This is a genomic window from Candidatus Saccharimonadales bacterium, assembly GCA_035758565.1.
GTDB lineage: Bacteria > Patescibacteriota > Saccharimonadia > Saccharimonadales > UBA10212 > DASTXL01.
In genome coordinates this window covers 301,853-326,227 of the sequence record DASTXL010000001.1, presented here as the reverse complement: position 1 = coordinate 326,227, position 24,375 = coordinate 301,853, and the positions used below count along the sequence as shown (strand labels likewise).

Below are 24,375 nucleotides of genomic sequence, written 5' to 3'. Positions count from 1 at the left end.
TTTATTATCTGTCGCCGGCAAGATTTTTTCAATCTGATTATTCAAGTACAAGACTAGGCGTTGCAGAGTAGTTCAAAGTAGCGTGTGGTACCGAACGGAATTTTTTGTTTGACGGTAGCTTTGGCGCCCAAAGACGTAGCAAAAGTTATGGTGAATTCGCCAAACTGACCGTTAATCGTGTCTATAGCCTCAGTCAGCCAGGCTTCTTTGTTAACCTCCTCTAGCAGACTAATTTGGTTAATATTTGACGGCTCTAGTCCGTAGCAAGTCACGCCGATTTCGCGCTCATAGGCCTCATGCGGCCGGTTATTAAAGAGTAGTAATGCTCGGCGCAGCACTTCTTGGTTGGTGTAAAAAGCGCTTTTGAACATCCGCCGGTCATACCAATAGTCGCCGTTAGCGTAACGTACGTAAACGAAGATGCCGCGCGCACAGACTCCCTTATAACGTAACTTCATAGCTGTGGTTTCGCAGAGGTAGGCCAGGCGCGTCCGCACGGTATCGGCGCTGGGACGCATTTCGTCCATCACAAATTGCCGGCCAACCGTTTTTAAACCGTGTTCTACGTCGTCAACTTCCCAGCCGCGCAGGCGTTTATACCAATCTTCGCCGCAAACACTTTTAAACACCCGGCGGCGGAGTAGGTCAGCCGGGGCGTCTAAAAACTCTAGCGGCGTATAAATGCCAGCGCTGTTTAGGCGAGCTTGGTTGCGCTCGGCGATGCCGGTCAGGTCGGTTAGTTTAAGGCCAGTAAAAATCTGGCGCAAATTTCTCGCGGTAATAATATCCAGGCCGTCTGGCTTATTAAGACCGGCGGCGGTTTTAGCCAAAAACCGGTTGGGGGCAATGCCAATATTACATTTCATCCAGCAGCCAATTTCGTCCTTTAAGCGTTGTTTGATTTCGTAGCCAATGTCCTCCAGAGACCCTTTGTTTACAAGTTCGGTGCCTTCAAAATCTACGATACCTTCGTCTATCGATTTCATAGTGACAAATGGCGAGTAGCTTCTCATGATATCGACCAAGATCTGATAAACGTAGTGGTACTTGGGCGGGTCGGATTCTACTAGTACAATATCCGGCGCCAGCAATTTAGCGTCGTGGAAGCTCATGCCGACCTTTACGCCCAGCGCCTTAGCCTCGTAGCTGCAAGCTACCACGCAGGTGTATTCGGTATTGCGGTTGGCGACGCCAACTGGCCGGCCGCGAAGCAGTGGCCTAGCCTGCTGCTCGACAGTAGCGAAGCAACTATTCAAGTCTATGTGCATAACCAGCGGTTTAGCTGGGTTAAGCGGCAAGGCTAGGTGTGAGGAATGTGGCATCTTGTTGTTCGCTAATATCGGCGATTGAAACCAGCGTCCAGGTAAGCTGTTGAGCGTCGAACTCCAAGCGGTAGTCGGCACTGCCGTCGGTCATGTCAAAGATGTGCAAGGTGCGCTGACCTTTCTTAGTGGGGTGTACCATGCCGGTTTCGGTGAAGTTGACTCTTCGGCCATTCCATTCCATAGCCTTTGGGTAGCAGCGCAAACGGCGTCCGCGGTTATGAAAGTAGTAGGCTACGATCGATACGTCTTGGTTGATTAGATTTACGTTTTCCATAGTTGAATTCCTTTCTTGGCAGCCTAGGCGGCTGATTTTGCCACCTTGTGCCGACAACCCGGGGGTTCCCCGCAAAGTTTACTTTGTGGGGTGCACTGGTGGCGCCAAACTCTCAGCACATTCGAAAACTGGATGCTCATTCGATCACTCATTAAAAGTGAATCTGCGGGACTCCTCACTATTGTTCGTCAGACAAGTCCTCGATTCCACTTTTACTCGTGCTCTCTCGCTCTGTTTTCTCGAGTGGTGAAAATTAGGTTTTTAAGGTTTATAAAAAGAGTGCCATTCATCTGTAGTCGAGATGTGGCGAACGGCCTTTATAAGAGTCGGCTGCCTTGAAGCGTCTAAGGGTCGGTAACCGTTCTGATACCTGCCCCGTTTAGCTAGGAAGCTTAGCAAATGTATTGAGGTTAGCAGTGACTAGGTTGTGATGCTACCCTGGAGTTTGAAAATAAGTCTGCGAGGAGAAACGTTTACCGAGTCCTCACACGGCTAATTTTATTTTAGACCAAGCATTTAAGCACGGGCAATATTGATTTTTGCGGGTAATATTTCGCTAGAACTACGCTGAAAGAGATAGCTCGATTTCTCGAATTAGCTGGCTGTAATCTTCGTCTAGGGTCATAAATCTAGCTAGCCAGCTCCAGGCAAAGTTACGCACCTTATCGCGCTGGCCTTCGCCGGTGTGCGGGTTGTAGTGTTCGTAAGCGCCAGTCCGGAACTCTTTTAGATGATGGGCTTCTAATTCTATTTTGGTGAAGATGTCGATAACTTTAGCGCCCATACTTTGTGCTCGTCGCCTTTCGGGTTCGTTCATGTCCAGGAGCTCGTTGGAGGCCTGGGTGAGGCGGTTGGCCCAGGCTTTGCAGCGCAGACGCAGCTTGGGGCTGATGTCTTGCCGGGCAGCCTGCATAAACAAGCCGTGTTCGGCTATATACCAATTGGTATTGAGCCACGTCGGTCCGCGCCACAAGCGATCCTTTTCTTGGTTGTTGGGGTCGTAGTTCGGACTCTTGATTGAGCCGCTAGGCAACGGATAAGGCACATTAAAGTGCTCATCCATCATATTAAGAACGGCTTTTAATTTTTCTTCGGGCAGGTGGGGCAAAGTTAGAGCCATTAAATTACTAACCGTTATGGTCTCAATTGGCTCGCCATTGTCCTTTAGCGAGTAAAAGCCCGGCATCGGTACTTTATCTGGATCGTCTTGCCACATATCATCTATCATCTGTTGCTCAACGGTGTTTGCTAAATTCTCATAAAACTCCAAATCATCTTGTTTGCCGAGCTCGGCTGCCAGCTTGGCCATAACTTGCAGGTTATGGAAATAAATGCTGTTTATTAATACGTCGTTACACCAGAAAAGCTGGCGCTGTTTGGCAAGATCGCCGCCAGCCACAAGGTAGCGTTCGAATAGCCGGACTACAAAGTGACCGCCGTCGGCAAAGCGGTTGCGATCGTCAACTTCTTGAGGCGTGTCGACGCCGTTGCGCTCTACTCGGTGAGGTTTGATGTAATCCCATTGTTCTAATGAGTCCAAGCCGGTTTCGTGCGGTTCAATCACACCTATTTTCTTATCGGCCAGGCTGTTGCTGCGGTAGTCGTGGAAGTAGCGCATAAATTTATCCATAGAACCGTACATTTCTTCTAGATAAAGCTTGGCATTGGGGTTGTTGGTCTCGACCATTGACTTATAAGTCGCGTAAGTTGCCAGCGGCAAAACAGGCGGCTGAGTATAATTGCTGCTTTTGTTGACTTTGTCGAGAGATACAAACTGCTCAACTTCATACCAGAGAGTTCCCTCGCCATACTGTAGGTTGGGTATGAAACCGTTTGCTTTTTGGCCTTTAATAACCGAGAAGCCCTCTGTAACACTGGCCCTCTGGAAAGTTTCGGCAAGGTCTTTCAGTTGTTTTATTGCTGAAACAATTTCTAGCCGGTCTTCTAGTGGAGCGCTATTCAGACGGGTTTCTAGGTGAACTGCTGATTTATAAGCCAGTTCGGCGGCTTGCGCCAGCATGATCTGGCAAAAACCGGAATCCCATAGATAAGTATGGCGGTAGTGTTCGGCGGCTGGCGGCGTGTGCAGCCCGTCGTGCCAGTGATAAAGTTCTTGGGCCCGCTCACGGTTCCTGATTAGCATTTTAGCTGCATGGATGCGGGCGTCTGCGAGCATGCTGTGGGCCAATGCCTTAATGTTCCCAAGGCCTTCTTGCCAGTGAGCTGGTTCACGCCATTCAAATGGCTCGCGCCAATCTAAGTCAACTTTAAGCGCTTGCTCGCTCCCACGCGGCAACTCTTCCTTACGCATTACCTAATCTTAATAAGAAGTAACCAGCAGACCAAGCATAGGCGGTTTACTACTGGACTACGATTGTGCCGCGCATTGAAGGGTGTGTGCGGCAATGGTACTGATAAGAGCCAGCTTGGTTGAAGGTGTAGCTAAAGCTCGCACCAGGAGAAATATTGCTGCTCTGCGGGCCGTCGCCGTGGTCGATAATTACGGTGTGGGAGACCTTGTCGTTATTGGTCCATGTTACAGTAGTGCCCCTAACGACTGTAACTTGAGAGGGCGTGAACATCATATTGCGGATATTAACTTCAGCCGATCGCTGGCCGGCGTTGAAGTTCCCATTCTCGGCAGTGTGTGGCGGCATCGGTTTTGGTTTATTGTGGTCGTGAATAGCAATTGCTCCACCCACCGCTAGTAGCAATATTATCAGGGTTATAATAGCTTGCTTAGTGATGCTGATTCGCAAAGTTAACTTCATTTAATTAATTATACAAATAAAAAGCCCCTTGAGGCGGGCTTATGTGTGGTGACGCTACGGGGAATCCGTCGTCGCCTAAAGGCTCCTTTGGGATACCTGCGTCGCATGCTCGATGCGAGCATCTGCGCGTGCTCCTTGTTATCGAACCCTTGACGGCGTTCCGGTTCGGCTGAACCGACCAACTAAAATACCCGACAAAAAGTCGGGCACTTTAGTTGGTGATCCCAAGGGGAATCGAACCCCTGTTGCTGGGATGAGAACCCAGTGTCCTAACCGCTAGACGATGGGACCGTTTAGCAAGACCGGTCTATTTTAACAGACGTAAAGGCAAATTAACAGAGGAAAGGTAGTAGCTCAGCTTGCCCTTCCAGGGGCGGCTTTGCCGACTGAGCGTTGAAGGAAAACCGTCCGGTTGTCCTTCAATTGAGTCAGGGGTAAAAAGTCTACTTGTAGCTAACTTGGCTAGTGTCGCTGACTAGCGTGACCCAGGTTTGGCCGGCGTTTAGGTTTAAGGCGTGGCCGTTTTCGTCTGTGAACTGCAATGGACCGGTAGTGCCGTCCTTAGTCCAGGTGCCTTGCGTAACGCCGCCGTCTTGGAATACATAAGCAATGCCGCTACCGTAGGTTTGATAATTAGAATAATAGGCACCGGAGGCATCCAGGGCTCCTTGGCCAAGCGGAACCACCAAGGCTATAACGACTTTTGGCTTGAGCTGCACGCCGGCGGCGTCGCTAGCGCTAACCAAGTCCACGTGTGGTGCCCCGCCCTCGCTGCGCAGATAACTGTTAGAGCCAGCGTCGTAATCGTAGTGTACATGATAAGCCTCGCTGGAGATGGCCAGGTCAATCGAGGTTGTAGTTGGCGTTTTTGGCCTAGAGTCTTTTTTGCGGGGCCACGAAGTGAAAGTGCTTGAAGTGTAGCCTTTGGACTGGTTGAGTTTGTCTAGCAAATCAAATCCAGTATAAACGTTATGCGGGGCTGCCCGCGCAGATATTCTTGTGAAGTAATCACCATTAAAGAACTGGTCTAGATTGCGATAATTGCCGTTTTCTACTTCGCTCAAGGCATCGGGGCTACCCCCAACGTGGACGATTGAAGCCTGATACGGTGCGGCGTAGTCAATGAAGTACGGTCTGAGTGAGCGCACCGGACCAATGTATTGCGGCCTGGCGTCTTGGAATAAGGCCAAAAAGCGGGTGATGCCGGCTTCGGCAACAGCTTCGTAGACCACGCCAGCATCCTGTAAGCCGGATTGCGGCCTGGCGTCAGTGCTGTTTTCTATCATGATGCCAGTAACTGGCCTTTTGGCTAGATCTGGTGCTACTTGCACGCCAGTAAGAGGCGAGGCCACTGTGTTGATGGCTGGCGTCTTTTTGCCCTTGTGCAAGGTAAAGCTGGGGTTACTGCCTGGACTTGCAAAGAAGTAAATAGCCAAGGCTATCACGCAAAACAGAATTATGCCCGCGCCAATAACGCCAAAACGAACGTTGCGGTTTAGAGTCTTCCACCAGGCCGACAATCTAATAAATGGACGAGTGAATAAGTTACCTTCCGAGTTTGAGGTTGGTGTTTTTGACGGCTCGGCGTTGTTGTCGTCTAAGACAATAGTATCGTCTATGTCGTCAGCTGTGGGCGGCGCTGGATCTATCTTGGCCGACTTAACCAATGACGACTGAGGCGTCTCGGCAGCTTTAGGCGCTGCGACTTTTCGCTGTTTAAAATCCCCCTGCATTGTTTCTATTTTATATTGCTTGCGCTTAGTTGGCCAGCGTTTCAGCGGCTTTTTTAAGTCTATTGATGGACTTTTCTTGGCCCAAGACGTGCAAAGTTCCAAAGATTTGCGGCGAACTGGTTTGCCCAGTCAAAGCTATGCGGACTAAGGCAAATAAAACGCCGGGTTTGGTGCCTAACTCTTCTAGAAGCTGGTTGAGGCTGTTCGTAATGTTATCTTCGGAAAAGTCAGAGTTTTCTAATTTTGTAATTACCTTGTCGAGCATTGGCTTATAATCGCTAAACTCAATTTTCTTGAGTTGCTTGTCGACTGGATTTTTATATAACTCTTTGACGTTTGAGGTATCGGGCTCTTCAAAGAAAAACCTGGTAAGCTCTGGCAGTTCGGCAAAATATTTCAAACGTTCCTGCACAAGGCCAAGAATGGCGTTTTTGTAAGTTTCGTCTGCTGCTTTGGCTTTGGCCGGCCAAAAGTCGGCTGCTCTTTCGGCTAATTCTTTCAAAGAAAGTTCCCGGATATAGTGTCCATTCATCCAGGTTAAGCGACGCTCATCAAAGCGGGCGCCGCTACGCTGCACATGATCCAGGCGGAATTTCTCGGTAAGTTCATTACGGCTAAAAATTTCCTGCTCGGTGCCGTCATTCCAGCCCAGGCTGGCAATAAAGTTAACTAGTGCGTCTGGCAGATAGCCCTCACGGATGTAATCCAGCACATCTTTAGCGCCATCACGCTTAGATAGTTTCTTATTGCCATCCGGGCCCAAAATGTGCGGCATGGTGGCCAGCACAGGCCGCTCGATACCCAATGCCTCGTAAAGATTTAGGTAGTTCGGCATGCTGGCTAGGAACTCCTGGCCACGGATAACATGGCTGATCTGCATTTCGAGATCGTCAATTATGTGAGCGAAGTTATAGGTTGGATAACCATCGGATTTAATTAAAATAAAGTCGTCGATGACTTCCGGCCCGGTTGAAAGATCGCCCATAACTTCATCGTGCCAGACGTAGGCTTTGGGCTCTGACTTAAAACGCAAAGGCTGACTGCCGTCCCATCTCGGCGGATTCTCTGGCCGACGGTCACGATATAAAAACGGGCGCTTTTCTTTTTGAGCTTGCTCTCTAAAAGCTTGAACTTCGATTGGAGAATAAGGATCGGCATAGGCTCTGCCCTTCTTTATTAATTTTTCGGCCCACTTTCTATAAATATCCAGGCGCTCGCTTTGGCGATACGGCCCGAACGGACCGCCGATGTCCGGGCCTTCGTCGTAATTAAGACCCAGAGCTTTTAGGCTCTTCATTATGTGCTCGTCAGCGCCGGTTACCTCGCGATTTTTGTCGGTATCTTCAAGCCGCAAGATAAACTGGCCATCGTTGCCGGCTTGACGGGCCAAAAGCCATGCAAACAGCGCAGTGCGAATACCGCCGACGTGTAAGTAACCTGTTGGACTAGGCGCAAAACGAGTCCGAACCGGCCCACGCACCGCAGCGCTCTGCTTGTCGGCAGGGCCGGCCACTCCGCCGGTACTCTTTGCGCCGGGCGGCGTTGCTGGTTGCGGCATTCCTTCGCCGTATTTCATATACGGCTCAGTCCATTCCTCGCCATCGCCTTGCTCGGCACTAAAGCGAAAAGTACGCGCGCAATAAAACTAACTATCATTAACTTTAATTGTAGGCTAAATAACTCTTTGGCGCTACATTGATTGCACAATGCGCATAATCTGGTCAGACGTTAAGCTGGCATTGTTTTTGAGCGTGTACCAAACACCGTTATTGACCCAAGTAGCATTGTTCTGCTTGCCGTAGATATAAACGGTTGTACCTTGTACTTGACTGGTTTGTACTTGCAGGCCAGGAGTTATAACGTTGGCGGCTAAGGATGTGCTATCCCAGCCGGAGCTTTTTTGGGTTATGTCGTAAGAATAACCGCCGCTTTGATATTTAATAACCACCGTGTTGCCTTGGTGCGAAGCTGGTCCGGCTATCGAAAAACCAGTCGGCGCATAATCAGGCAGGCTGGCGCTAACGTGAGCTTGTTCGCCGGCTACCTTTAAGGCTACTTGAGGTATGTCGCGCCACGCAAAAAATCCAACAATAGCTATGACGATAATGAGCAAAATAGAAACAACTAGCCAGCGCGGCAACCTGGTAATGTGGTTAAGTGGATTGCGTGATCGCTTGCGTTCCATAGCTTTGTGAGCATCGGCACGAATAAGCGCCTCGTCTAATAGTCTTTCAAGTTTTTGATGAGAAGCGCTGACTACCATGCTTGGCAAAGGCTTAGCGACAGCCGGCGCACTAACAGCTTGGCTCATTTGCACAACCGGACGAGCTTTGGCTGTGATTTCGTGGCGAGGCTTTGTCTCGGCGGTTTTTAGAACGCCGAAACGGTCAACTCTCGAATGCTTTGGAATAGCAACTGCGCGAGCTCGACGCTCTTGTTCTTGGCCAACGGCCTTAGAAACAGATGGCTTTATAAGCCCCTGTCTGACTTCGGCAATCTGGGCTTTGGGCTTACTCACAATGTTGCGCATTAAGGCATTTGAACGTTGTGTTCGATTGTGGACCTGATGAGCTAGCTTTGCTTGCCGCGGTTCAGCTGGTGTCCTCTTTGGTATTACAGCGGCTGGGGCCTTTACAACTGCTGCTGGGGCCTTAGTGATAGCGGAGCCGGATTTACGCACAAAACCGTCTATTACCTTTGATTGACCTTTAACTTGGGTGGCAACTTTCTTAACAGCTCCGACTACGTTGCCGCTGTTGGCGTCATAGCGAGTGCCGTTAATTTCGATGATGCTGGCTGCCCTGCTCACTTACAAATTGTCCCCAAATATTTATGAGATATATATTAACTCCCACGCGCCCCTAACACAAGCATCTTGCCGAAATAAAATATTTGAGCGACAATTTATGTGAGATCATAGAAATACAAACATTTGCTAAACAAATTTAGATTATGGATTTTCTTGACCCCCGTAAAAGACGCGCTCATAAAATACGCTTAATCGTAGGCTATGTTCTTGTGGCTATCGCCATAGGCCTGGCTACCGTGATTTTGGCTTACGGAGCTAACGGCTATGGCATAAATAAGAAAGGCCAGATCATCCAAAACGGCCTGCTGTTTGTGGATTCTAAACCGGGTGGCGCGGAAATTTACCTAAACGGCAAAAATTGGAATGCTACCACTTCTGCCAGGCTGGTAATCCCGGCCGGCGACTATACTCTAACCCTCAAAAAATCTGGTTACCGCGATTGGCAGCGCAGCTTTACGCTTCAAGAAAGCAGCATCGACCGCTTTGTTTACCCCTTCTTATATCCAGTGAAGTTTCGCACCACAACTCTAACTAACTATGCGACGCAACCCGCCTTAATAACCGAGAGTCCCAGCCAGCGTTGGCTCTTGATCCAGCGACCTGATAGCGACTCAAAACAGGTTACCTTTGACCAGCTTGACTTAAACGCTCTGTCAAAAACCGAAAGCCAAACTCCAACCCAAGTTAGTATTCCCGAGGGGTTGCTATCCGGAGATGATGGCGCCAGGGCCAATTTAAGCGTTGTTGAATGGTCTACTGACAACAATAACGTCTTACTCAAGCACACTTATAGCGGTGGCAGCGAATATATCGTCTTTAACCGCAACAAGCCCGAGCAATCATTTAACGTAAACAAAATCTTTAATATTGTTCCCGACGAGGTTGCTTTGTTTAATAAGAAAGTCGACCAGCTATATGTTTATAGCCAAGCCAACCAAACTGTGCAGCTCGGCGATGTGAGTAAGGGCACGCTGGCCACCCCAATGCTCAAAAAAGTTCTGGCCTTTAAACCTTATGGCACAGATCTTATGACCTACATCACCGACCAAAATATGCCAAGCGGCGAAGTTCAGGCTAGGATTTGGAATAACGGCAAGACTTACCCGCTCTATACCCTTACTGCCGGCAGCACTTATTTAATTGATGCAGCGCAGTATTCCGGCCACTGGTACTACATCGCCGGCAGTGATACCGACAAAAGAGTAAATATATATGAGGATCCTTTGAGCGACATTAATAACAAAAGCATCGGCAAGGCTATCCCTACCCTGGCCCTTAACGTGTTGGGCGCTACAAAAGTTGGCTTTTCTAATAACGCTCGTTTTGTAGAAGTTGAAAACGGCCAAAGCTTTGGAGTATTCGACATAGAAACCAAAGACAATTATCAGTATCGTCTGGATGCTCCGCTGGCTGGTCCTATGACTTGGATGGATGGCCATCGGCTGATTGGCGAGTCTGACGGCAAAGTTTATGTTACGGATTACGACTCTACCAACCAGCAGCCATTAGTGCCTACTACCGATCCCAGCGGCGCACTGTTCAGCAGCGACTATAACCATATGATAACTTTGCAAGCCAAAAGCGACGGCACGCTTAATTTGGTGAATGTTGATATGCGTGCCGGCAACGATTTGCCTAAGCAATAATAAATAATTTACCGCCGCACTAGCCTGCCGCCCGGCGAAGCCGGCCGCTCCGCTAGTGCTCTTGGCGTATAACTTTGTCAGAAGCTCCGCTACTCCCTCTATGTATGCAAATACATCTCGGTCCGTTGCTCGCTTCTTCCTCGTTCTGCGCTCAAGCGGTAAATTATTTAATCCTGCAGATTTAGTTAATCCCAGATGGCGTGCCAGAGCCTTTGCCACAGTGTTGGTCCGTTGCCGGCTATAGCTTTGGCGTTTTGCGCGGCTTTTCCGGTATCTGCCGAAGCGGCTATGTTCGAGGTGGGATTAGGGTCGATTTGATCTGCGCTAACTACCAGACGGTTGAGGCTGGTGCCTGGCGGATCGCAAGTAATCAGAGTGGCAGTAGCCGTCTTGTTTGCTACTGGTCCCAGCACATTGACGTCGCTCGGCGGTACAATCTTCTTGCCAAAAACCTCGTAAGTGTAGCGCTTGCCGCCATTATCGACATAAAATGTATCGCCATTCTCTAGCCTAGACAGCAACACAAAAGCAAACTTGTATTTTCCGGGGTTAAAAATGTTATTTGACGAGTGGCCAAAAATAACTAAGTTGCCGTCTTGGCCCGGCATGGCCGTATCGGCGTAATGCACCACACCGCTTTCTAGGTCATTCTCAATCGTATTATCGCTGTTATCGGTGGCGTAAATGATTGGAATCTGCACGTTTATTTTTGGAATTATTAACTGCGGAGACTGTCCAACGGCTTGAGTGCCAATGATTAGCGGCGTAGCGCTAACGTCGCGGCTAGGCTGAATAAAAGGAGTGATGAAGCGCTCGTTAAAGAAGCTGAAGAGAAAGATCACCAGCACTATGCAACCTATGGCCAATCCAAATAGAATTGAGTGCAGCGGACTTTGTTTTTTGACTCCCACAGCCCGCTGTTCTGGCGTTTTTAGTGAGTTACGGAAGTTTTGTATTGATCGGCTTGCGGTAGTAGTTGGCGGTAGCGACCTTTTTTCTTCGGTCGCGGCATGCGATTTTTGATCTTTATGAGTGTGGGTGATTGCCTGATAATGTGATGTTTCGGCATGGGTCTTATAGAACTCTTCCCATACCTCGTGTTTTTGGTTATCTGGCAGCGCAGCGTAATATTCGTGCCAGGCTATCTGCACTTCGTGCAAAGGTTTGCCGGAGCTAGTGAGGTCTAATATAAACCTTTGGTGCTTAGAGAGTTTTTTGCTGGCTGTTTTTTCTAGTTCTTCTTCTTCCGCTTGGGCGCTTGGCTCTTTAGCGTAGGCAGCCTCGATCTTTTTGCGAATCAAGTCAGCCGTAGCATCGGAGCCGCCGCTACTGCTTGCTGCTTGTGGTTTTTGGCTATGGTTTATAGGCAGCGGTAGCGCTGCGTCAAATTGGTCGTTATGCTTTTGTTCATCTTCGTCAGCCATAGCTTATAAAATCTTCACTTTTATTGTACAACGGTGAATATGAAAAAGCCGGAGTTGTTCCGGCTTTTTCGATGGTGGGTGAGGTGGGAATCGAACCCACACTCCTTAAAGGAACACGATTTTGAGTCGTGCGCGTATACCAGTTCCGCCACTCACCCGCTCGGCAGTATTATAAATTGGTTTTAACTTCTTGACCACCCTTATGTATTATTTTGCCTTATGATCATGGCTCAGCTTTGGAGGTAACAATAAACCGCGGTTGTTAAAGCCTCGAAAGTTTTACCGGGCTGCTGCAAGCTCCAGACGCTTATATGGGCCGCTAGCTCCGCAAAGTCGACCCTGCTGGCTGGCGTAGTGCTGACTTGTCCGCTCGCTGCTACAATAATCTGATCGGAATGAGCGGTAACTACATTGACCTGACAATTGCTAGCAAGCCTGGCCAAAGCTTCTGCTAGCTGCGCTAAATTCATGGAGTGTTTTAACAGCAACCGGCCCGATAATAATTTTTGCAATTGGTTAAATTCCGCCACTAGGGTCGTGCTGGGGCGATCCAATATAAGAGAGGGTTCATTATAAAAATAATCTATACCGTTGCCTGCCAAAACCACCCCGTCTTTATACTTGGCCAAAAAGCTTTCTAACAAAATAGCCGTCTCGGAATTTTTGCCGAAATCTCCGGCTAGTAAAATATGATCGCCCCAAGCTGCCGCATCGCACATAGGCCCTAGCGCAGTACGAGCAAAACTGCCGCTTAGCGTGCTAGAGGTGAATTCGGCCTCAGGAAAGACTTTAATCAGCATTCGTTCTAAGCTATCCGGCAACATCACTCTGGCTGTACCGATTCCAGCACCGTTAGCGGCGCTGTAGGCTGAGCTGACAGCGGCAAAGCTGTGCTTGTTGCCGCCGATAATCAAAAGCTTGCCGGCGTGCCGCCGGTTTTCTGGCCGACTCCACAAAGTGTCGGGAAAGGAAGGCTGGTCTTTAGCCTGCTTGCGCCAGTTGGTATTTTCCATCTTGATACTTTAACTCATAAACCATATTCTTGCGTTCCAGCACAATATCCCATGCCCGCATGCGAGCGTATTCATATAAATAGCGGTCTGGGTTAAAGGCTATTGGGCTGGCGACCATCTCTAGTATGGCAATGTCGCTCCTGGTGTCGCCCACGCCAATGCTGACGGCGTATGATAAATCGTGCTTTTTAATCATCTCAATAAGTGTTTTGTCTTTGTGGTATGAAACTACGCGTTTGGCGCCGGTAAAGCGGCCATCTTTGGAGAAATGCGTGCTGCCTCGCCAGTCATCAAAGCCGTAGTACTGCGCAACTTTAGAAACAATCTCAACTGGTGAGCCGGAGATGGCCAGCAAAAAATAATCTTCGTTTTTGAGTTTGGCGATAAGGTTCCTGGAATAGGTGTAGGCCTGGTCCTTATATTCTGCGAAAACTTCGTTCACAACTTCGTCGAGCTGCTGAGGAGAAATAGACTTTAGGGCGCTATCGAAAGCTTGCACGACTCTGCGTTCATACAGCGGAAAGGCTTCGTCGCTTGTGCGGCGCTTCCATTGCATGCGGGCTTCGCGCATTGTTTCATAGCTAGCTTCGTTGATGTATCCGTGATGGGCCAATCTATCGGCCAGCGAATGATACAGCTGCCAGCGAATCAGCGTGCCGTCGATGTCAAAAACCGCAAACTTCTTCACAGGCATATTGTACAACTTGCGTTAGCTCGCGCTGTATTCAGCTAAAGCTTCGTTTAGGGTGCCACAGGAAGCGTCTATGAATACTTGGCTCCTGGCATCATTCCCGGCCGATTGTTCGGCCTTTCCAACAAACGCTGAAGCATAACCCGACCACCAAATTGCAGCTTCACGAGTAGTTTCTGATTCGTCTGCAGCTAAAACTTCGGCAATGTTAGCCGACCTAACGCCTGCTGCCACAGTCTCTTCACCTGTGACCCAGCGTGAAGTAACCGGGAAGGCGTGGCCCACTAAGGCATCCTTGTGTTCTTGTGGGATTGTTCCCCAGGCGTGGACTTCGCCATCCATATTGTTTACTTCAAATTTATATTGAGGGACTTTTTCGTAATCTAAACTTCGTTCTGACATATATCTCCCCTTTGCACTACTCTAACTAAAATGTAGGAGAATATTGCTAAATGTGCAACAAAATAAAATAGCTATACTTCTATGTCGAGGCTGATTGGGCAGTGGTCGGAGCCCATATATTTGGGGTGGATGTCGGCGGCTTTAATCTTATCTTTAAGTGCGCCGCTGGCCAAAAAATAATCTATGCGCCAGCCAACGTTGCGGGCGCGGGCATTGGCAAAGTGACTCCACCAGGTGTAATAGCCATTGCCTTGCTTGAACATGCGGAAGGTGTCGACAAAGCCGGCATCTATATACTTTTGGAAGCCCTCGCGCTCTTCGTTGGTAAAACCTTTTTTGCCAACATTTGGCTTTGGATTGGCCAAATCGTCCTCTGTGTGGGCCACGTTTAGGTCACCGCAAAAAACTACCGGCTTAGTTTTTTCTAATTGTTTTACGTAAGCTAGGAACGCCGGATCCCAATGTTTGTATTTGAGCGGCAAGCGGGATAAATCGTCTTTAGCGTTGATGGTATAGACGGTTACCAGCCAAAAATTTTCAAATTCGGCGGTTAGCACCCTGCCCTCGTTCGCAGTATCGGCAGTCTTGTGATCGACAAAGTTATATTTTTTCTCAAAACCATCCGGGAAGCCGCAGATAATTTGCTTAGGTTCGATTTTGGATAAAATTGCCGTGCCGGAATATCCGCGCTTGCTGGCCGAGTTCCAGTAAAAATGATAGCCGCCGTTATCTTTGCCAAGCTCGAGGTCAATGCCCTTGATATCGTCGTCAGAAATCTTGGTTTCTTGCATACAAAGGATGTCGGGCTTTTCGTGAGCGATAAAGTCTTGCAACGCGCCTTTCCGCAGTACGGCTCTGATGCCGTTTACATTCCAGCAATAAATCCTCATACGTTTCCTTTAGTATGAAACCATCTTGAATAATCGCCAAGCTTAATGCCATAAATCGATGACCAAGGGTCGACATTAATAACTTCGTCCTTATCAATCTTTACCTTCAAGTACTGGTGAGGTGATATTCCCCAGTAAGGAGTCCAGCGTTTTTGTATGTCGGTCTTTTTAAACATGCCACTTCCTAGCAATAAGGATGCCAGGAGTTGATTCTGGTGGGCGCAATCAAGCTGACCGGGATGCTGCCATAACTTCTCGGGATCACTGCCAAAAAACCTAATAGCCGTCCAGTAAGTATGAAGACGCTTGCCGTAGTATCGCTCAGTTGTTAACGAGTATGCTTCTTTAAGCACGTCCTTTTTTGACTTTTGATTCTTTAATCGTTGGACGACTTGGTTTAGATCCATGGGTGCTTATAAACCTCTGGCAGCTTCGCGTTCTTCTTGGCGCTTTCGAATAGTCTGGCGCTTGTCGTAGCGCTTACGGCCTCGGCCAATGGCAATCTTTAATTTAATAAAGCGACCTTTGGTAATTATTTCTAGCGGAATAATAGTGTTGCCGGCTTGCCGGGCCGCCACCAAGCTGTCTATCTCGCGCCTTTTGGCTAGAAGCTTACGACTGCGGGTTTCGTGGCTTACCGGTACGCCACTTGTGCTGTTGATCTGAGCATTCACGAGCCAAAGCTCATTATTTAGAACATTAACGTAAGCGCCGCGGAGTTGCCCGTGGTTCAGGCGGAGAGCTTTAGCTTCGGCACCGGTAAGTTCAATTCCGACCATCAAAGAATCGCCCAGTTCGTAATCGAATCGGGCGCGGCGGTTAGTGATCTTGCCGGTGTCCTTATCTTTCTTGGCCATAAGGTTATTATTCCATATTTTCAAAGAAGTTCTTAAGAAAGAGCTAATGGGCTCCGTCGGTGGCACGGACTTTATCAAGAGCGCCTTTAACGGCATTCCAGACAGCTGGGTCATGACGGACAACTTTGAGGTAATACCACCACTCACCGCCCCACATATCTATATCGCGGAAGCCGGTGTTCACGCTGTAGCTTATGCGCTTAGCGGCAATAGTTGGGTTCATAGATTTGTACTCTTCGGAGAGTGGCGCGGTGCGGATATCGTATTGAGCTGGAATCCACGGTTCAATTTGTAGCTCGTGCAGCATTGATTCTTTGCCTGTAAACATCTCGGTTAAACCTGCTCGGTAGGCATAATATCGAGCGCCGAATGGATACTCCAAATAGCGGTGGGTTACCGTAAAATCGTAAACTCGTTTATAAACCGATACGCCAAATTCATCGGGCCTAGGCTGGCCGGTTGGAATACCGAAATAGTTATTAGCCAGACTCATAATAATTGGTGTTTTGGGGTCGGTAGCTTTGACCAGGTTAAACTCTTTAATTAGCTGATTGCGGTCAGCCGCCGGACATTCACCAAAGGCGCCCAAGAAGTATTCGTTCTCTAGCTGGTAGCTCTGCACGACGTTGAATTGTTTAAGGTGCTCAACCGTAGCTTTTATATAGCTATCTACGTCGCTATTGCGCTGGGCGGTAGATTCGCCGTTGGCCCAATCTGCTAAATGGCATTCTGGCCAGCGTGGTTGGCGCAGGCCAATGGCCACGGTGGCGGTGCCGTGAACCTCTTGAATCATCTTAAGCTGCCAGTCAATGTCGCTAAAATCATAAACGCCTTTTTGCGGTTCTACCACGTTCATGTAAGTCACCAATCTAAAACGGTGAATGCCCATATCATCGCGCAGAGCCTTAAATGTAGCTTGCGGATCGACGCCCAGAAAACTGGCGTAACCGCTAATAAACGTCACGCCAAAGGTCAGCGGTTCGTCTTTATGTTTATTTATATACCATTGGCTGATAACCATACCTTGCGCATAAATAAGCAAGCATAGAATTGCCACGATTATCCAAAATTTTTTGAACCAACTCAGCTTCTTCCAAAACTGTTTGCCCATCGGCAGCTTAGCCCACCCTAATCTAGATTTTTTGGTTTTCATCAGAATTTAAGCTTTAATCTACATGCTATTATACAAGGAGCAAGATGATAGAACAAAAACCATTAACGGTTTCGGTAGTTGTTCCCTGTTATAACGAAGAAGATAATATAGCAAATTGCTTAAAATCGCTTGAGAGTCAGACGGTTAAGCCGTTCGAAATCATTGTGGTTGATAATAATTGCACCGATAAAACCGCCAAAATCGCTCGCCTGCACGGCGCTCGAGTCATTAAAGAGAAAAAACAGGGTTTGATCGCTGCCCGAAACGCCGGTATGGCCGTGGCCCGCGGTGAAGTTATTGCCCGTATTGACGCCGATAGCCGTCCGGCCGATAACTGGGTAGCAACGATTAATCGCCTTATGCAAGAAGAAGGGCTACAGGCCGTAACCGGTAGCGGTTACTTTTATGATCTGCCCTTTAAAAAACCTTCGAAATTCTTGCGCAACCTAGTTGCCATTTACTTGAATCGCCTTTTTTTGGGCCACGATATGCTGTGGGGTTCGAATATGGCTATCCGAACGGCAGCTTGGCACCAGATTAAAACCGAAGTGTGCAACCAGTCAGATATTATGGAAGATCTGGATATTGCTATGCATTTAGCTGACGAATTTGGCCTTGGCGCCATTCATTACAACTCTAAAATGCGAGTTGATATATCGGTCCGCCGGGCCACGGGCGGTCTTTTACAACATTATTTATACCTTAGAATGTGGCCCAAAACCCTGAAAAATCACCGAACGCTGGGTTCGCTCGGCGCCTGGCCGGTAGTTGGCTTTTTGATGCTAACTTACGCGCCTTTTACTACTGCCCTTTCCCGTTTTCATAACGGCGAAAAATGGGTTTTTGATTTTGATCAGATTCGTGGCAAGAACAGTTACGACCGCGACAACCCTTAAACGAGCGCTCTCATATAAAGCTTGGTAAGAAGTTCTAGATTATCACCCCAGGTGTGATTGGCGCCAGCAACCTTAATTGATATAAAAGCTTCACTGCTATTTTCGTCATACAATTCATCTATCGCAGGTTCGATCCACTCCGGCTTGGCAATAGCACTGTCGCCACCATAGCCAACAACCAACTTGCTGACCCGGCCTTCGTCTAGCACGGCTTGCATATTAGCCTTAAAGCTATCCACGGTCATGCCCTTCCAAAGAAGTTTATTTGTAGGTGTTTGTGAAGCCAGGCCAAACTTTGCTATTCCTCCAATACCCCAGCCAGTTATTCCTAGTAAAGCTTTTTGCTGAACCTTTAATCCGGTAGCTTTGCCTGCTTGTCGCAGAGCGCCTAAGCCGGTTTTTCTAAAATCTTTACTAATATCTTTGGTTGTCCGGTCATGGACACCGGCCGGATCACCTAAAGACAGCGCATCAACATCAAAGTTGCCGGAGTAAGCTTCTTGAGCTCCGGCTAAGGCCACATCCGCTCCCTGTGAGAAGCCAAGCATGGCGACCTTGCCCATATCATATCTTTTTATGCCTTCTAACAATTCTTTGGCCGCCGGCCCTAAATTGCCGTGTTCAATTTCTTCTCGATCAGCTTGAGTCAGTCTTAGTCCGTGGCCGGGCCCCGGTGCGGCAATCATGATCACCGGCTTAAGCTTGCCCTTATCGTCGGTGACGCCCATTTCTTTGGCGACGCGGCGGATGAATTCGGCTCTTACCAACATGTTAGGTGTAGCCATATTGGCGAAAGGATTAAACATGACCATAGCCTCATTATCTGAATACTCACTGCGGTTTCGACCGTACAACATAGCGGTGACGACGCTATTTTCTGACATCCTTACCTGGCGTTGTAGGTCGTGAAGCGTTTGATGGGCGTCGGCTCTATTCATTTCACGGACTACATCGCCGATGGCTTTTTCTAGCTTCGGATCAAGGTTTTGCGTCTCTGGTTTGCCCGGTGTCCAAAGCTCTGTCTCGATAGCAAGAGGAGCTATTTCTGGTTGAGGCGCTTGGGGCTGGTGTGGTTCACGATTTAAGAAGGGTATCATTTGTCTTTACAATATAATCAAAAGCTATATCTTTCAAGCACTATTGGTTTGGTAAACGCCGTCGGTTTCTTGATGAATCTGGCAAGCACCCCAAAGGCCGCGTTTGGCGGCTTGGGCGGCTTGCATGTCGGCGCTAAATTGCGCTTTCTTGCTGAACGGAAACAATGTATAGGCAAAGCCGTAACCACCTTGGATAATCTTCTCATCCATCAAAGTGCCGTCGGGTAAATAGACGTAGCGCAACAATCGTCCGTAGCGATCGCGGTTGGTATCCAGGGGATCGGCTTGCAGGCGGACTTTACCATATTTGCTTATAACGTTTTTGGTGTTGGCAGCGGCTAGCTCTCCGTAGCATTGTACGGGCGTGTTTGGCTTGTGAGTTTCTGGGGTGTCAACGCCTATAAAACGGATAGTCTCGGTGGCACCGTTCATGTTAACGTCGATGGTGTCGCCATCTACATAATGAGTGACTGTATAAAGTCCTGGTTGGTTAATCTCGGCGGTTTTGGTTCCGGACTCAAGCCAGCCCGACTGCGTGGCTACCACTACTAAAACGGCAACAATAAAAGTGACAAAGCTGGCAAAATGTTTGCGGCGATATCGTCTAGCCATAAGCACATTTTACTCTAGCGATTGCTTGCGATGTAAAAAATACTATTATCTGATTAACTTCTTTGGTAATAATTTCCTAAACTGTAAACAATATTGTCTGATGACAAAAAAACAATACCTATAGCTTGCTTTTAATACGTACAATTTAGGTATTCACAAAAAGGCAAGTGGAGGGTAACACTAATGCCGCTCGGTTTAACCGGCATTGAGAAAATAGAAACAAAAAACGACATGGGCGGTGTTTTGCTGACTCGGGCTATTGATATTCGCGATGGGCGCATCAGCGCACCGGGCGGCGACGAAGCCGCCTTTCAACAACTGACCCTGGATCAACCCAGGGTCTTTTCTATTTATGGCGAGGAACTACTGGGTCCTTATGCTTCGCACTTGCTTTTTGAAAAGCATTACTACACCCAGGATGATCCTAATTCTATTCCCCGCCGTATCCTCGACAGAATAGTCATAGACGATGTTACTGGCTGCTGGGTGCCGGATTATTATCTGAATTATGCTGGCTACGCCGGAGCCACTGATAATGAGCTTGGCATGACCCCCTCTGGACAGAGTGGCCTGCACCGGGTGACGCGTGCCCGCCAAGAACTTATGGACGCAGAAGATATTCCTCTTCTGACGCCAGAACATGACGTGGAGCATATGTGCCGGTTTACGAGTTGCTGCAATCCGGGTCACTCCAAGCGCATGACCAGCTTGGAGAATAATATTCGCAAAGATAACGCTGTGCCGCTGGAGGCGGCGCTAAAAACTGGCCAGTTAGCCATGGTTGGCGCAAATGGTCATAATTACGCCCCGATTGCTGCTCTGCTGGAAGGCTACCGGGTAATATTATCTACCAGATTTGGTGCCCGAGAGCTTCAGAAGCTAGACCGCGATACACTGATGATCACGTTGGCAAGTTGTGTCGCTCGCGAAAAACGCCGCCGCCTGGGCAAAAAGCCAACCAAGCGTTACGAAAAACCTAATGTTAGCGACTTTCAGGAAGCGCTAACCTAAGCATAAGCAGTTTTGATAATGATTATGAAGGGTATACTAAGGATAAAGATGAGGGCAAGTAGAAGGTAATGTCGGCGGTTGATGAGACCTTGCAAAGCAAAGAAAATCAACGGCCGGAGTATTTTCAGATAGGCGAAACTCCAGTAATTGTTCAGGTGCCAATGGACTCTTATATTATCGCCGGCCAGATGCGCGCCGCTCATGATAGCGAAAAACATCAAGAGCTCGTGCATGATATTAAGTCCCACAACGAGATGCACACATCTATTTTTTTGGCTCAGACACCACTTGATGTGGCCAGGCGCTACGTTTCTTACACCAACGAATGCTGGGGCAAAAATGTGCAGGTACCCGAAAATAAAATACAACCCGATGGCACTGTGTTGATTTTGGCGGCCGGGCACCGGCGTGACCGCGCCTATTTGCAAATTGCAAAAGAAAACGGTTATTCGCGCGAGCAGACTTTAATCCACGCTAGAGTCTTTCCCTGTTTGTCGCCTGAGGAAATCATGCGTTTACAAATCAGCGAGAACTTTCATGACAGGCCACCGGCAATTCAATATGCTAAAGCCGTCCGAGAAATGTACTTTGTAGGCTGCAAAGAGGGGCGCTATAACTCGATTGCAGATTTTTTGCCTGACTCCCCTCTAGGTCAAGATGCTACTCGCGAAGCTCTTCGCTACTTTGCCCTGCCTGAAGTCGTGCACAAATTGGTAGACGACGGTAGGTTATCTTACAATTTGGCCACCGAGCTTACTAAGTTACACAGAGCCGCTATTGATTATTTTATTGCTCAACGTTCTGCCGAGGCAGAGGGTGGTGAGGTTAGCGCAGAGAATTACCTGGATCTACTAGAGCTCGCTACACTTGATGCCGACGATAGGGTTAAATCTGCTGCCATTAACATTGCTTCTAAGATGAATCCTGCGCTGCCTAAATCAGAAAAAATGTCTTCTGACCAAGCCCGAAAGCGTATTTTAGGACAGGCGGACAATCTGAGAAACACAAATCAACTCGAAATCTATACGCAAACTCAAAATGCTATTGAAAGACAAGTGGAAAGATGGCATCAGAGCGCTAAAAAACGGCAAACAACAATAGCTCGAGGGGCAGTCGAAGGTCTTCTATTGTCTAAATCATTAGTAGAAGTTGGCGCGCATTTACCAATTGAGGGGCGGGATTTAGAGAGGATTAGAAGGGTCGCTCAAAGAGCAACAGAGCTTGGTCTTCTTGATGCTATAGATAGCTTGGGTAGGCGAGAGATTGATGAAACTCTGGAAGTGCATCCAGATCAGCTAGCCCTAGGTTAGAAATCAATACCCTTGTTCGCCAGAAACTTATCGTCGAAGTGATGTTTGACTAAACCCCACAAATTAAAATTTGCGGGGGCCCCGGATAGAAAATCAAACATCCAACCAGGGGTAAATAGCGATCTTTCTAGAAATCAATACCCTTGTTCGCCAGAAACTTATCGTCGAAGTGATGTTTGATTTTGGTCATGTTAGTAGCGATGTCGGTGAGCGGCAGCAGCTCTTCCGGAAAATCGCGGCCAGTTAGGCACAGGCTGGTCTTCTCTGCCTTGTCTTTAATAAGTTTCTTTAAATCGTCTTTGGTTATTAGGCCATGATGGGCGGCGTTGTTTATTTCGTCGCAAATCACAATATCATAGTCACCGCTAGTGGCTAGTTTGTAAGCCATATCGTAAGTGCTTTGAGCGGCCTTTTTATGTTCTTCTTCTGAGACGTTTTTGGCGCTCAAATCTCCGGCATCGTAAAAGCCTTTGCCGCCTTTATAAAAGAAGAGTTTATCGCCAAAAACCGGTTCGATTTTGTGAATAAAGTCGTGCTCGCCGACGTTCCAATGCTTAATGAATTGAATGTAGGCAGCCCTCCAGCCGCTGCCCAAGGATCGGGCTAACAAACCTACGCTGGCGCTGGTTTTTCCTTTGCCCTCGCCAGTGTAAACAACGATTACTGACTCTTTTGTTTTATAGTCTTCAAACGCCATATTGCCCGCTTATTCTATCAGAATATTCAGTCTGCAATTGTCTGGCAGCCAGAATTCTAAACACATCTTCGCAGTAAGCGGCTTCGGTAGGATTTAATAGCGCGTCAACCTTAATGTCTCTATCGGCGTGTTTGTGTTTGGTGGCCATAGCTTTAATAATTTTTAGAGCCGGCGTGTTGGCAGGAGTCAAGATGCTGGTTGCTTGGCGAATCGCGTCAAATTGCGATGGACGCATTTCTAAGCGCTCCACAGAAGCCTCGTTGGCGGCCTCCTGGATGGCCTGCCGCAGCGCAGCGGCGGCTTCTAAGGCTTGCTCCTGACCTTCAACGTTCTCGAAGTCTAAGAATTCCGCCCTCTGAAGCTCCAATTGTTCTCGCGACGGGATTAGACCGGCTAACTCTAAGGTGTACATTATTAGTTCCGGAGTTTGGGTTCTATGACTGGGGTTAGCTTTTTTAATGTCGTTAACCCGAGCCGGTAACGGTTCAGCAAAGCTTCCGGCTATAAAAGAAAAGCCGTCTAACGGATTGCGCGGCATCTCACCGCCAGCTGGTCTGTCGAGTATCTCGCTCATACCTTAAGTATACCCATATATAGGGCCTTTTTAAACCAAAGACACGCTATATCTAGGCCAGATTGTATTGTTTTAATGCTGAATCAATTCGGGGTTTGTCGAAGCCAATAACTACCGCTTCGCCTATCTCTAAAACGGGAATTCCGGCCTGGCCGGTCTTGGCCACCATTGCTCGGGCGGCGTCGTGGTCTTCATCGACGTTAATGTCTTTATAGGCTACATTAAGGCTCGTTAAATAGTCCTTGGCCATCCGGCAGAAGGCGCACCAAGGAGCGCTGTATATAGTTACGGTTGCTGGCTCGCTCATATATCTATTATAACAACTCAGTAAACCTAATAAGAAAAGCAAGGAGTTACAAGGAGGAAAAACTGCAGGCTTGCTCTTATGAGGCGAAGCCGCAACTTGGCATAAGCATAATAACCGTATATAGTAAGGTTCATGATTAAACTAAGGAGGGTTCGATGCAATATGTAACAAGAGCCAAGGCAGCTCCTGTCCTCGGAGAGTTCCTCGGGACGGCTACTTTGGTCATGGTGGCGCTGGCGTTGAGCGAAATCACGTCGGTTTCTTACTTCGTTGCCACCAGTGTGGCTGCGACTTTGGGCGTGGTATATATGATGTTCTCTGGTCTTTCGGGAGCTCATGTTAACCCAGCTATCACATTTGGTATGTGGACTGCCCGCCGGGTAACTACTCTGCGCGCCGTTTCATATATCGTGGCTCAGTTGGTTGGTGGCTTTGCCTCATGGCAGCTCTACCAGTACTTTACTGACCACAAACTTCAAGCTCGCACTGCCAGCTGGAACTGGCGCGTACTACTAGCTGAGGCCGTAGGTACCTTGGTACTTTCTATGGGCTTTGCGGCGGCTATTACTCGCGGCTTCAATGCTCTTGAGTCAGCCTTGACTTATGCCACAGCTTTGTTTGCCGGTATAATGATTGCCGCCACGGCTGCTGCTGGTTTTTTGAACCCGGCGGTTGCTCTAGGTTTGCGTAGCTTTGATTGGGTCTACATTCTTGGCCCACTGCTTGGTGCTTTGGTCGGTGTCAATCTTTACACCTACCTGTTCGCTCCAACTTCTGCATCTCGTGCCGCTAAGGCCGGTGTTGTAGTCAAGCGCTCGACCACTAAGAAAAAATAAGTAAGAAGCATTTAATAAAAACGTCCGGTTTTAACCCGGGCGTTTTT

The 24,375-nt window shown here is 48.3% G+C and carries 25 protein-coding genes and 2 tRNA genes; 5 read left to right on the top strand and 22 right to left on the bottom strand.

Annotated elements, in window-relative coordinates; translation table 11 throughout:
- Positions 1-53: 53 nt before the first annotated feature.
- The 8 genes from VFT49_01890 to VFT49_01855 form a co-directional block, all read right to left on the bottom strand.
- The gene (locus VFT49_01890) at positions 54-1,322 is read right to left on the bottom strand and encodes a hypothetical protein (GenBank protein HEU5004816.1); all 1,269 of its coding nucleotides are present in this window, start codon (positions 1,320-1,322) and stop codon (positions 54-56) included.
- Entirely contained in the window at positions 1,288-1,599 is a 312-nt protein-coding gene (locus VFT49_01885) for a hypothetical protein (protein HEU5004815.1), read from the bottom strand. The genes VFT49_01890 and VFT49_01885 overlap by 35 nt, the downstream gene beginning before the upstream one ends.
- Positions 1,600-2,161: 562 nt before the next feature.
- Positions 2,162-3,910 carry a hypothetical protein gene (locus VFT49_01880; GenBank protein ID HEU5004814.1) on the bottom strand — a complete coding sequence of 583 codons (1,749 nt, stop codon included), beginning with the start codon at positions 3,908-3,910 and terminating at the stop codon, positions 2,162-2,164.
- A gap of 49 nt (positions 3,911-3,959) precedes the next feature.
- A complete protein-coding gene (locus VFT49_01875) occupies positions 3,960-4,370 on the bottom strand; it encodes a cupredoxin domain-containing protein (protein ID HEU5004813.1) in 411 nt (136 codons plus the stop codon).
- Between the two features lie 216 nt (positions 4,371-4,586).
- Positions 4,587-4,661, bottom strand: a tRNA-Glu gene (locus VFT49_01870).
- Positions 4,662-4,813: 152 nt separating this feature from the next.
- Positions 4,814-6,103 carry a DUF3048 domain-containing protein gene (locus VFT49_01865; GenBank protein HEU5004812.1) on the bottom strand — a complete coding sequence of 430 codons (1,290 nt, stop codon included), beginning with the start codon at positions 6,101-6,103 and terminating at the stop codon, positions 4,814-4,816.
- A gap of 25 nt (positions 6,104-6,128) precedes the next feature.
- Entirely contained in the window at positions 6,129-7,679 is a 1,551-nt protein-coding gene (gltX, locus tag VFT49_01860; GenBank protein HEU5004811.1) for a glutamate--tRNA ligase, read from the bottom strand.
- Between the two features lie 114 nt (positions 7,680-7,793).
- The gene (locus VFT49_01855; GenBank protein ID HEU5004810.1) at positions 7,794-8,912 is read right to left on the bottom strand and encodes a DUF4367 domain-containing protein; all 1,119 of its coding nucleotides are present in this window, start codon (positions 8,910-8,912) and stop codon (positions 7,794-7,796) included.
- Between the two features lie 209 nt (positions 8,913-9,121).
- Between VFT49_01855 and VFT49_01850 the strand changes: the two genes are divergently transcribed.
- Complete coding sequence (locus VFT49_01850; GenBank protein HEU5004809.1) at positions 9,122-10,558, top strand: PEGA domain-containing protein; 1,437 nt, start codon at positions 9,122-9,124, stop codon at positions 10,556-10,558.
- A 185-nt stretch (positions 10,559-10,743) separates the two neighbouring features.
- Here VFT49_01850 and VFT49_01845 read toward each other — a convergent pair whose 3' ends face one another.
- The 9 genes from VFT49_01845 to VFT49_01805 all read right to left on the bottom strand — a co-directional run bounded on the left by VFT49_01845 (position 10,744) and on the right by VFT49_01805 (position 16,988).
- Positions 10,744-11,982, bottom strand: a complete 1,239-nt coding sequence (locus VFT49_01845; protein HEU5004808.1) for a sortase — start codon at positions 11,980-11,982, stop codon at positions 10,744-10,746.
- Positions 11,983-12,054: 72 nt separating this feature from the next.
- Positions 12,055-12,140, bottom strand: a tRNA-Leu gene (locus tag VFT49_01840).
- Positions 12,141-12,212: 72 nt separating this feature from the next.
- Entirely contained in the window at positions 12,213-12,995 is a 783-nt protein-coding gene (locus tag VFT49_01835) for a hypothetical protein (protein ID HEU5004807.1), read from the bottom strand.
- On the bottom strand, positions 12,964-13,683 hold the full coding sequence (locus VFT49_01830) for an HAD family phosphatase (GenBank protein ID HEU5004806.1): 720 nt from the start codon (positions 13,681-13,683) through the stop codon (positions 12,964-12,966). The genes VFT49_01835 and VFT49_01830 overlap by 32 nt, the downstream gene beginning before the upstream one ends.
- Positions 13,684-13,704: 21 nt before the next feature.
- On the bottom strand, positions 13,705-14,088 hold the full coding sequence (locus tag VFT49_01825; GenBank protein ID HEU5004805.1) for a hypothetical protein: 384 nt from the start codon (positions 14,086-14,088) through the stop codon (positions 13,705-13,707).
- Positions 14,089-14,159: 71 nt separating this feature from the next.
- Positions 14,160-14,978 (bottom strand): exodeoxyribonuclease III, encoded by an 819-nt coding sequence (locus VFT49_01820; protein ID HEU5004804.1) that lies wholly within the window; start codon positions 14,976-14,978, stop codon positions 14,160-14,162.
- Entirely contained in the window at positions 14,975-15,385 is a 411-nt protein-coding gene (locus VFT49_01815; GenBank protein ID HEU5004803.1) for a hypothetical protein, read from the bottom strand. Before VFT49_01815 ends, VFT49_01820 begins: the two co-directional genes overlap by 4 nt.
- Before the next feature lie 6 nt (positions 15,386-15,391).
- Entirely contained in the window at positions 15,392-15,835 is a 444-nt protein-coding gene (gene smpB / locus VFT49_01810; GenBank protein HEU5004802.1) for an SsrA-binding protein SmpB, read from the bottom strand.
- Between the two features lie 43 nt (positions 15,836-15,878).
- Entirely contained in the window at positions 15,879-16,988 is a 1,110-nt protein-coding gene (locus VFT49_01805; protein HEU5004801.1) for a hypothetical protein, read from the bottom strand.
- Between the two features lie 44 nt (positions 16,989-17,032).
- On the opposite strand from VFT49_01805, the gene VFT49_01800 reads away from it, so the two are divergent.
- Complete coding sequence (locus tag VFT49_01800) at positions 17,033-17,884, top strand: glycosyltransferase family 2 protein (GenBank protein ID HEU5004800.1); 852 nt, start codon at positions 17,033-17,035, stop codon at positions 17,882-17,884.
- On the opposite strand, the gene VFT49_01795 is transcribed toward VFT49_01800, so the two are convergent.
- Both VFT49_01795 and VFT49_01790 read right to left on the bottom strand, forming a co-directional pair.
- Positions 17,881-18,981, bottom strand: coding sequence for a hypothetical protein (locus VFT49_01795; protein ID HEU5004799.1), 1,101 nt, complete (start codon positions 18,979-18,981; stop codon positions 17,881-17,883). The genes VFT49_01800 and VFT49_01795 overlap by 4 nt on opposite strands.
- A gap of 33 nt (positions 18,982-19,014) precedes the next feature.
- Entirely contained in the window at positions 19,015-19,593 is a 579-nt protein-coding gene (locus VFT49_01790) for a thermonuclease family protein (protein ID HEU5004798.1), read from the bottom strand.
- A 183-nt stretch (positions 19,594-19,776) separates the two neighbouring features.
- On the opposite strand from VFT49_01790, the gene VFT49_01785 reads away from it, so the two are divergent.
- Both VFT49_01785 and VFT49_01780 read left to right on the top strand, forming a co-directional pair.
- Positions 19,777-20,604: a hypothetical protein gene (locus VFT49_01785; GenBank protein HEU5004797.1), complete on the top strand. Its 828-nt coding sequence runs from the start codon at positions 19,777-19,779 to the stop codon at positions 20,602-20,604.
- A gap of 68 nt (positions 20,605-20,672) precedes the next feature.
- Entirely contained in the window at positions 20,673-21,914 is a 1,242-nt protein-coding gene (locus VFT49_01780; GenBank protein HEU5004796.1) for a hypothetical protein, read from the top strand.
- A 127-nt stretch (positions 21,915-22,041) separates the two neighbouring features.
- Here VFT49_01780 and VFT49_01775 read toward each other — a convergent pair whose 3' ends face one another.
- Genes VFT49_01775 through VFT49_01765 form a run of 3 tightly spaced genes read right to left on the bottom strand, consistent with a single transcriptional unit; the run spans position 22,042 to position 23,492 of the window.
- The gene (locus VFT49_01775) at positions 22,042-22,611 is read right to left on the bottom strand and encodes a cob(I)yrinic acid a,c-diamide adenosyltransferase (protein ID HEU5004795.1); all 570 of its coding nucleotides are present in this window, start codon (positions 22,609-22,611) and stop codon (positions 22,042-22,044) included.
- Positions 22,601-23,185: a hypothetical protein gene (locus VFT49_01770; GenBank protein HEU5004794.1), complete on the bottom strand. Its 585-nt coding sequence runs from the start codon at positions 23,183-23,185 to the stop codon at positions 22,601-22,603. Before VFT49_01770 ends, VFT49_01775 begins: the two co-directional genes overlap by 11 nt.
- A 52-nt stretch (positions 23,186-23,237) precedes the next feature.
- Positions 23,238-23,492, bottom strand: a complete 255-nt coding sequence (locus VFT49_01765; protein HEU5004793.1) for a glutaredoxin domain-containing protein — start codon at positions 23,490-23,492, stop codon at positions 23,238-23,240.
- Positions 23,493-23,647: 155 nt separating this feature from the next.
- Between VFT49_01765 and VFT49_01760 the strand changes: the two genes are divergently transcribed.
- Positions 23,648-24,328 (top strand): aquaporin, encoded by a 681-nt coding sequence (locus VFT49_01760; protein HEU5004792.1) that lies wholly within the window; start codon positions 23,648-23,650, stop codon positions 24,326-24,328.
- Positions 24,329-24,375: the final 47 nt, after the last annotated feature.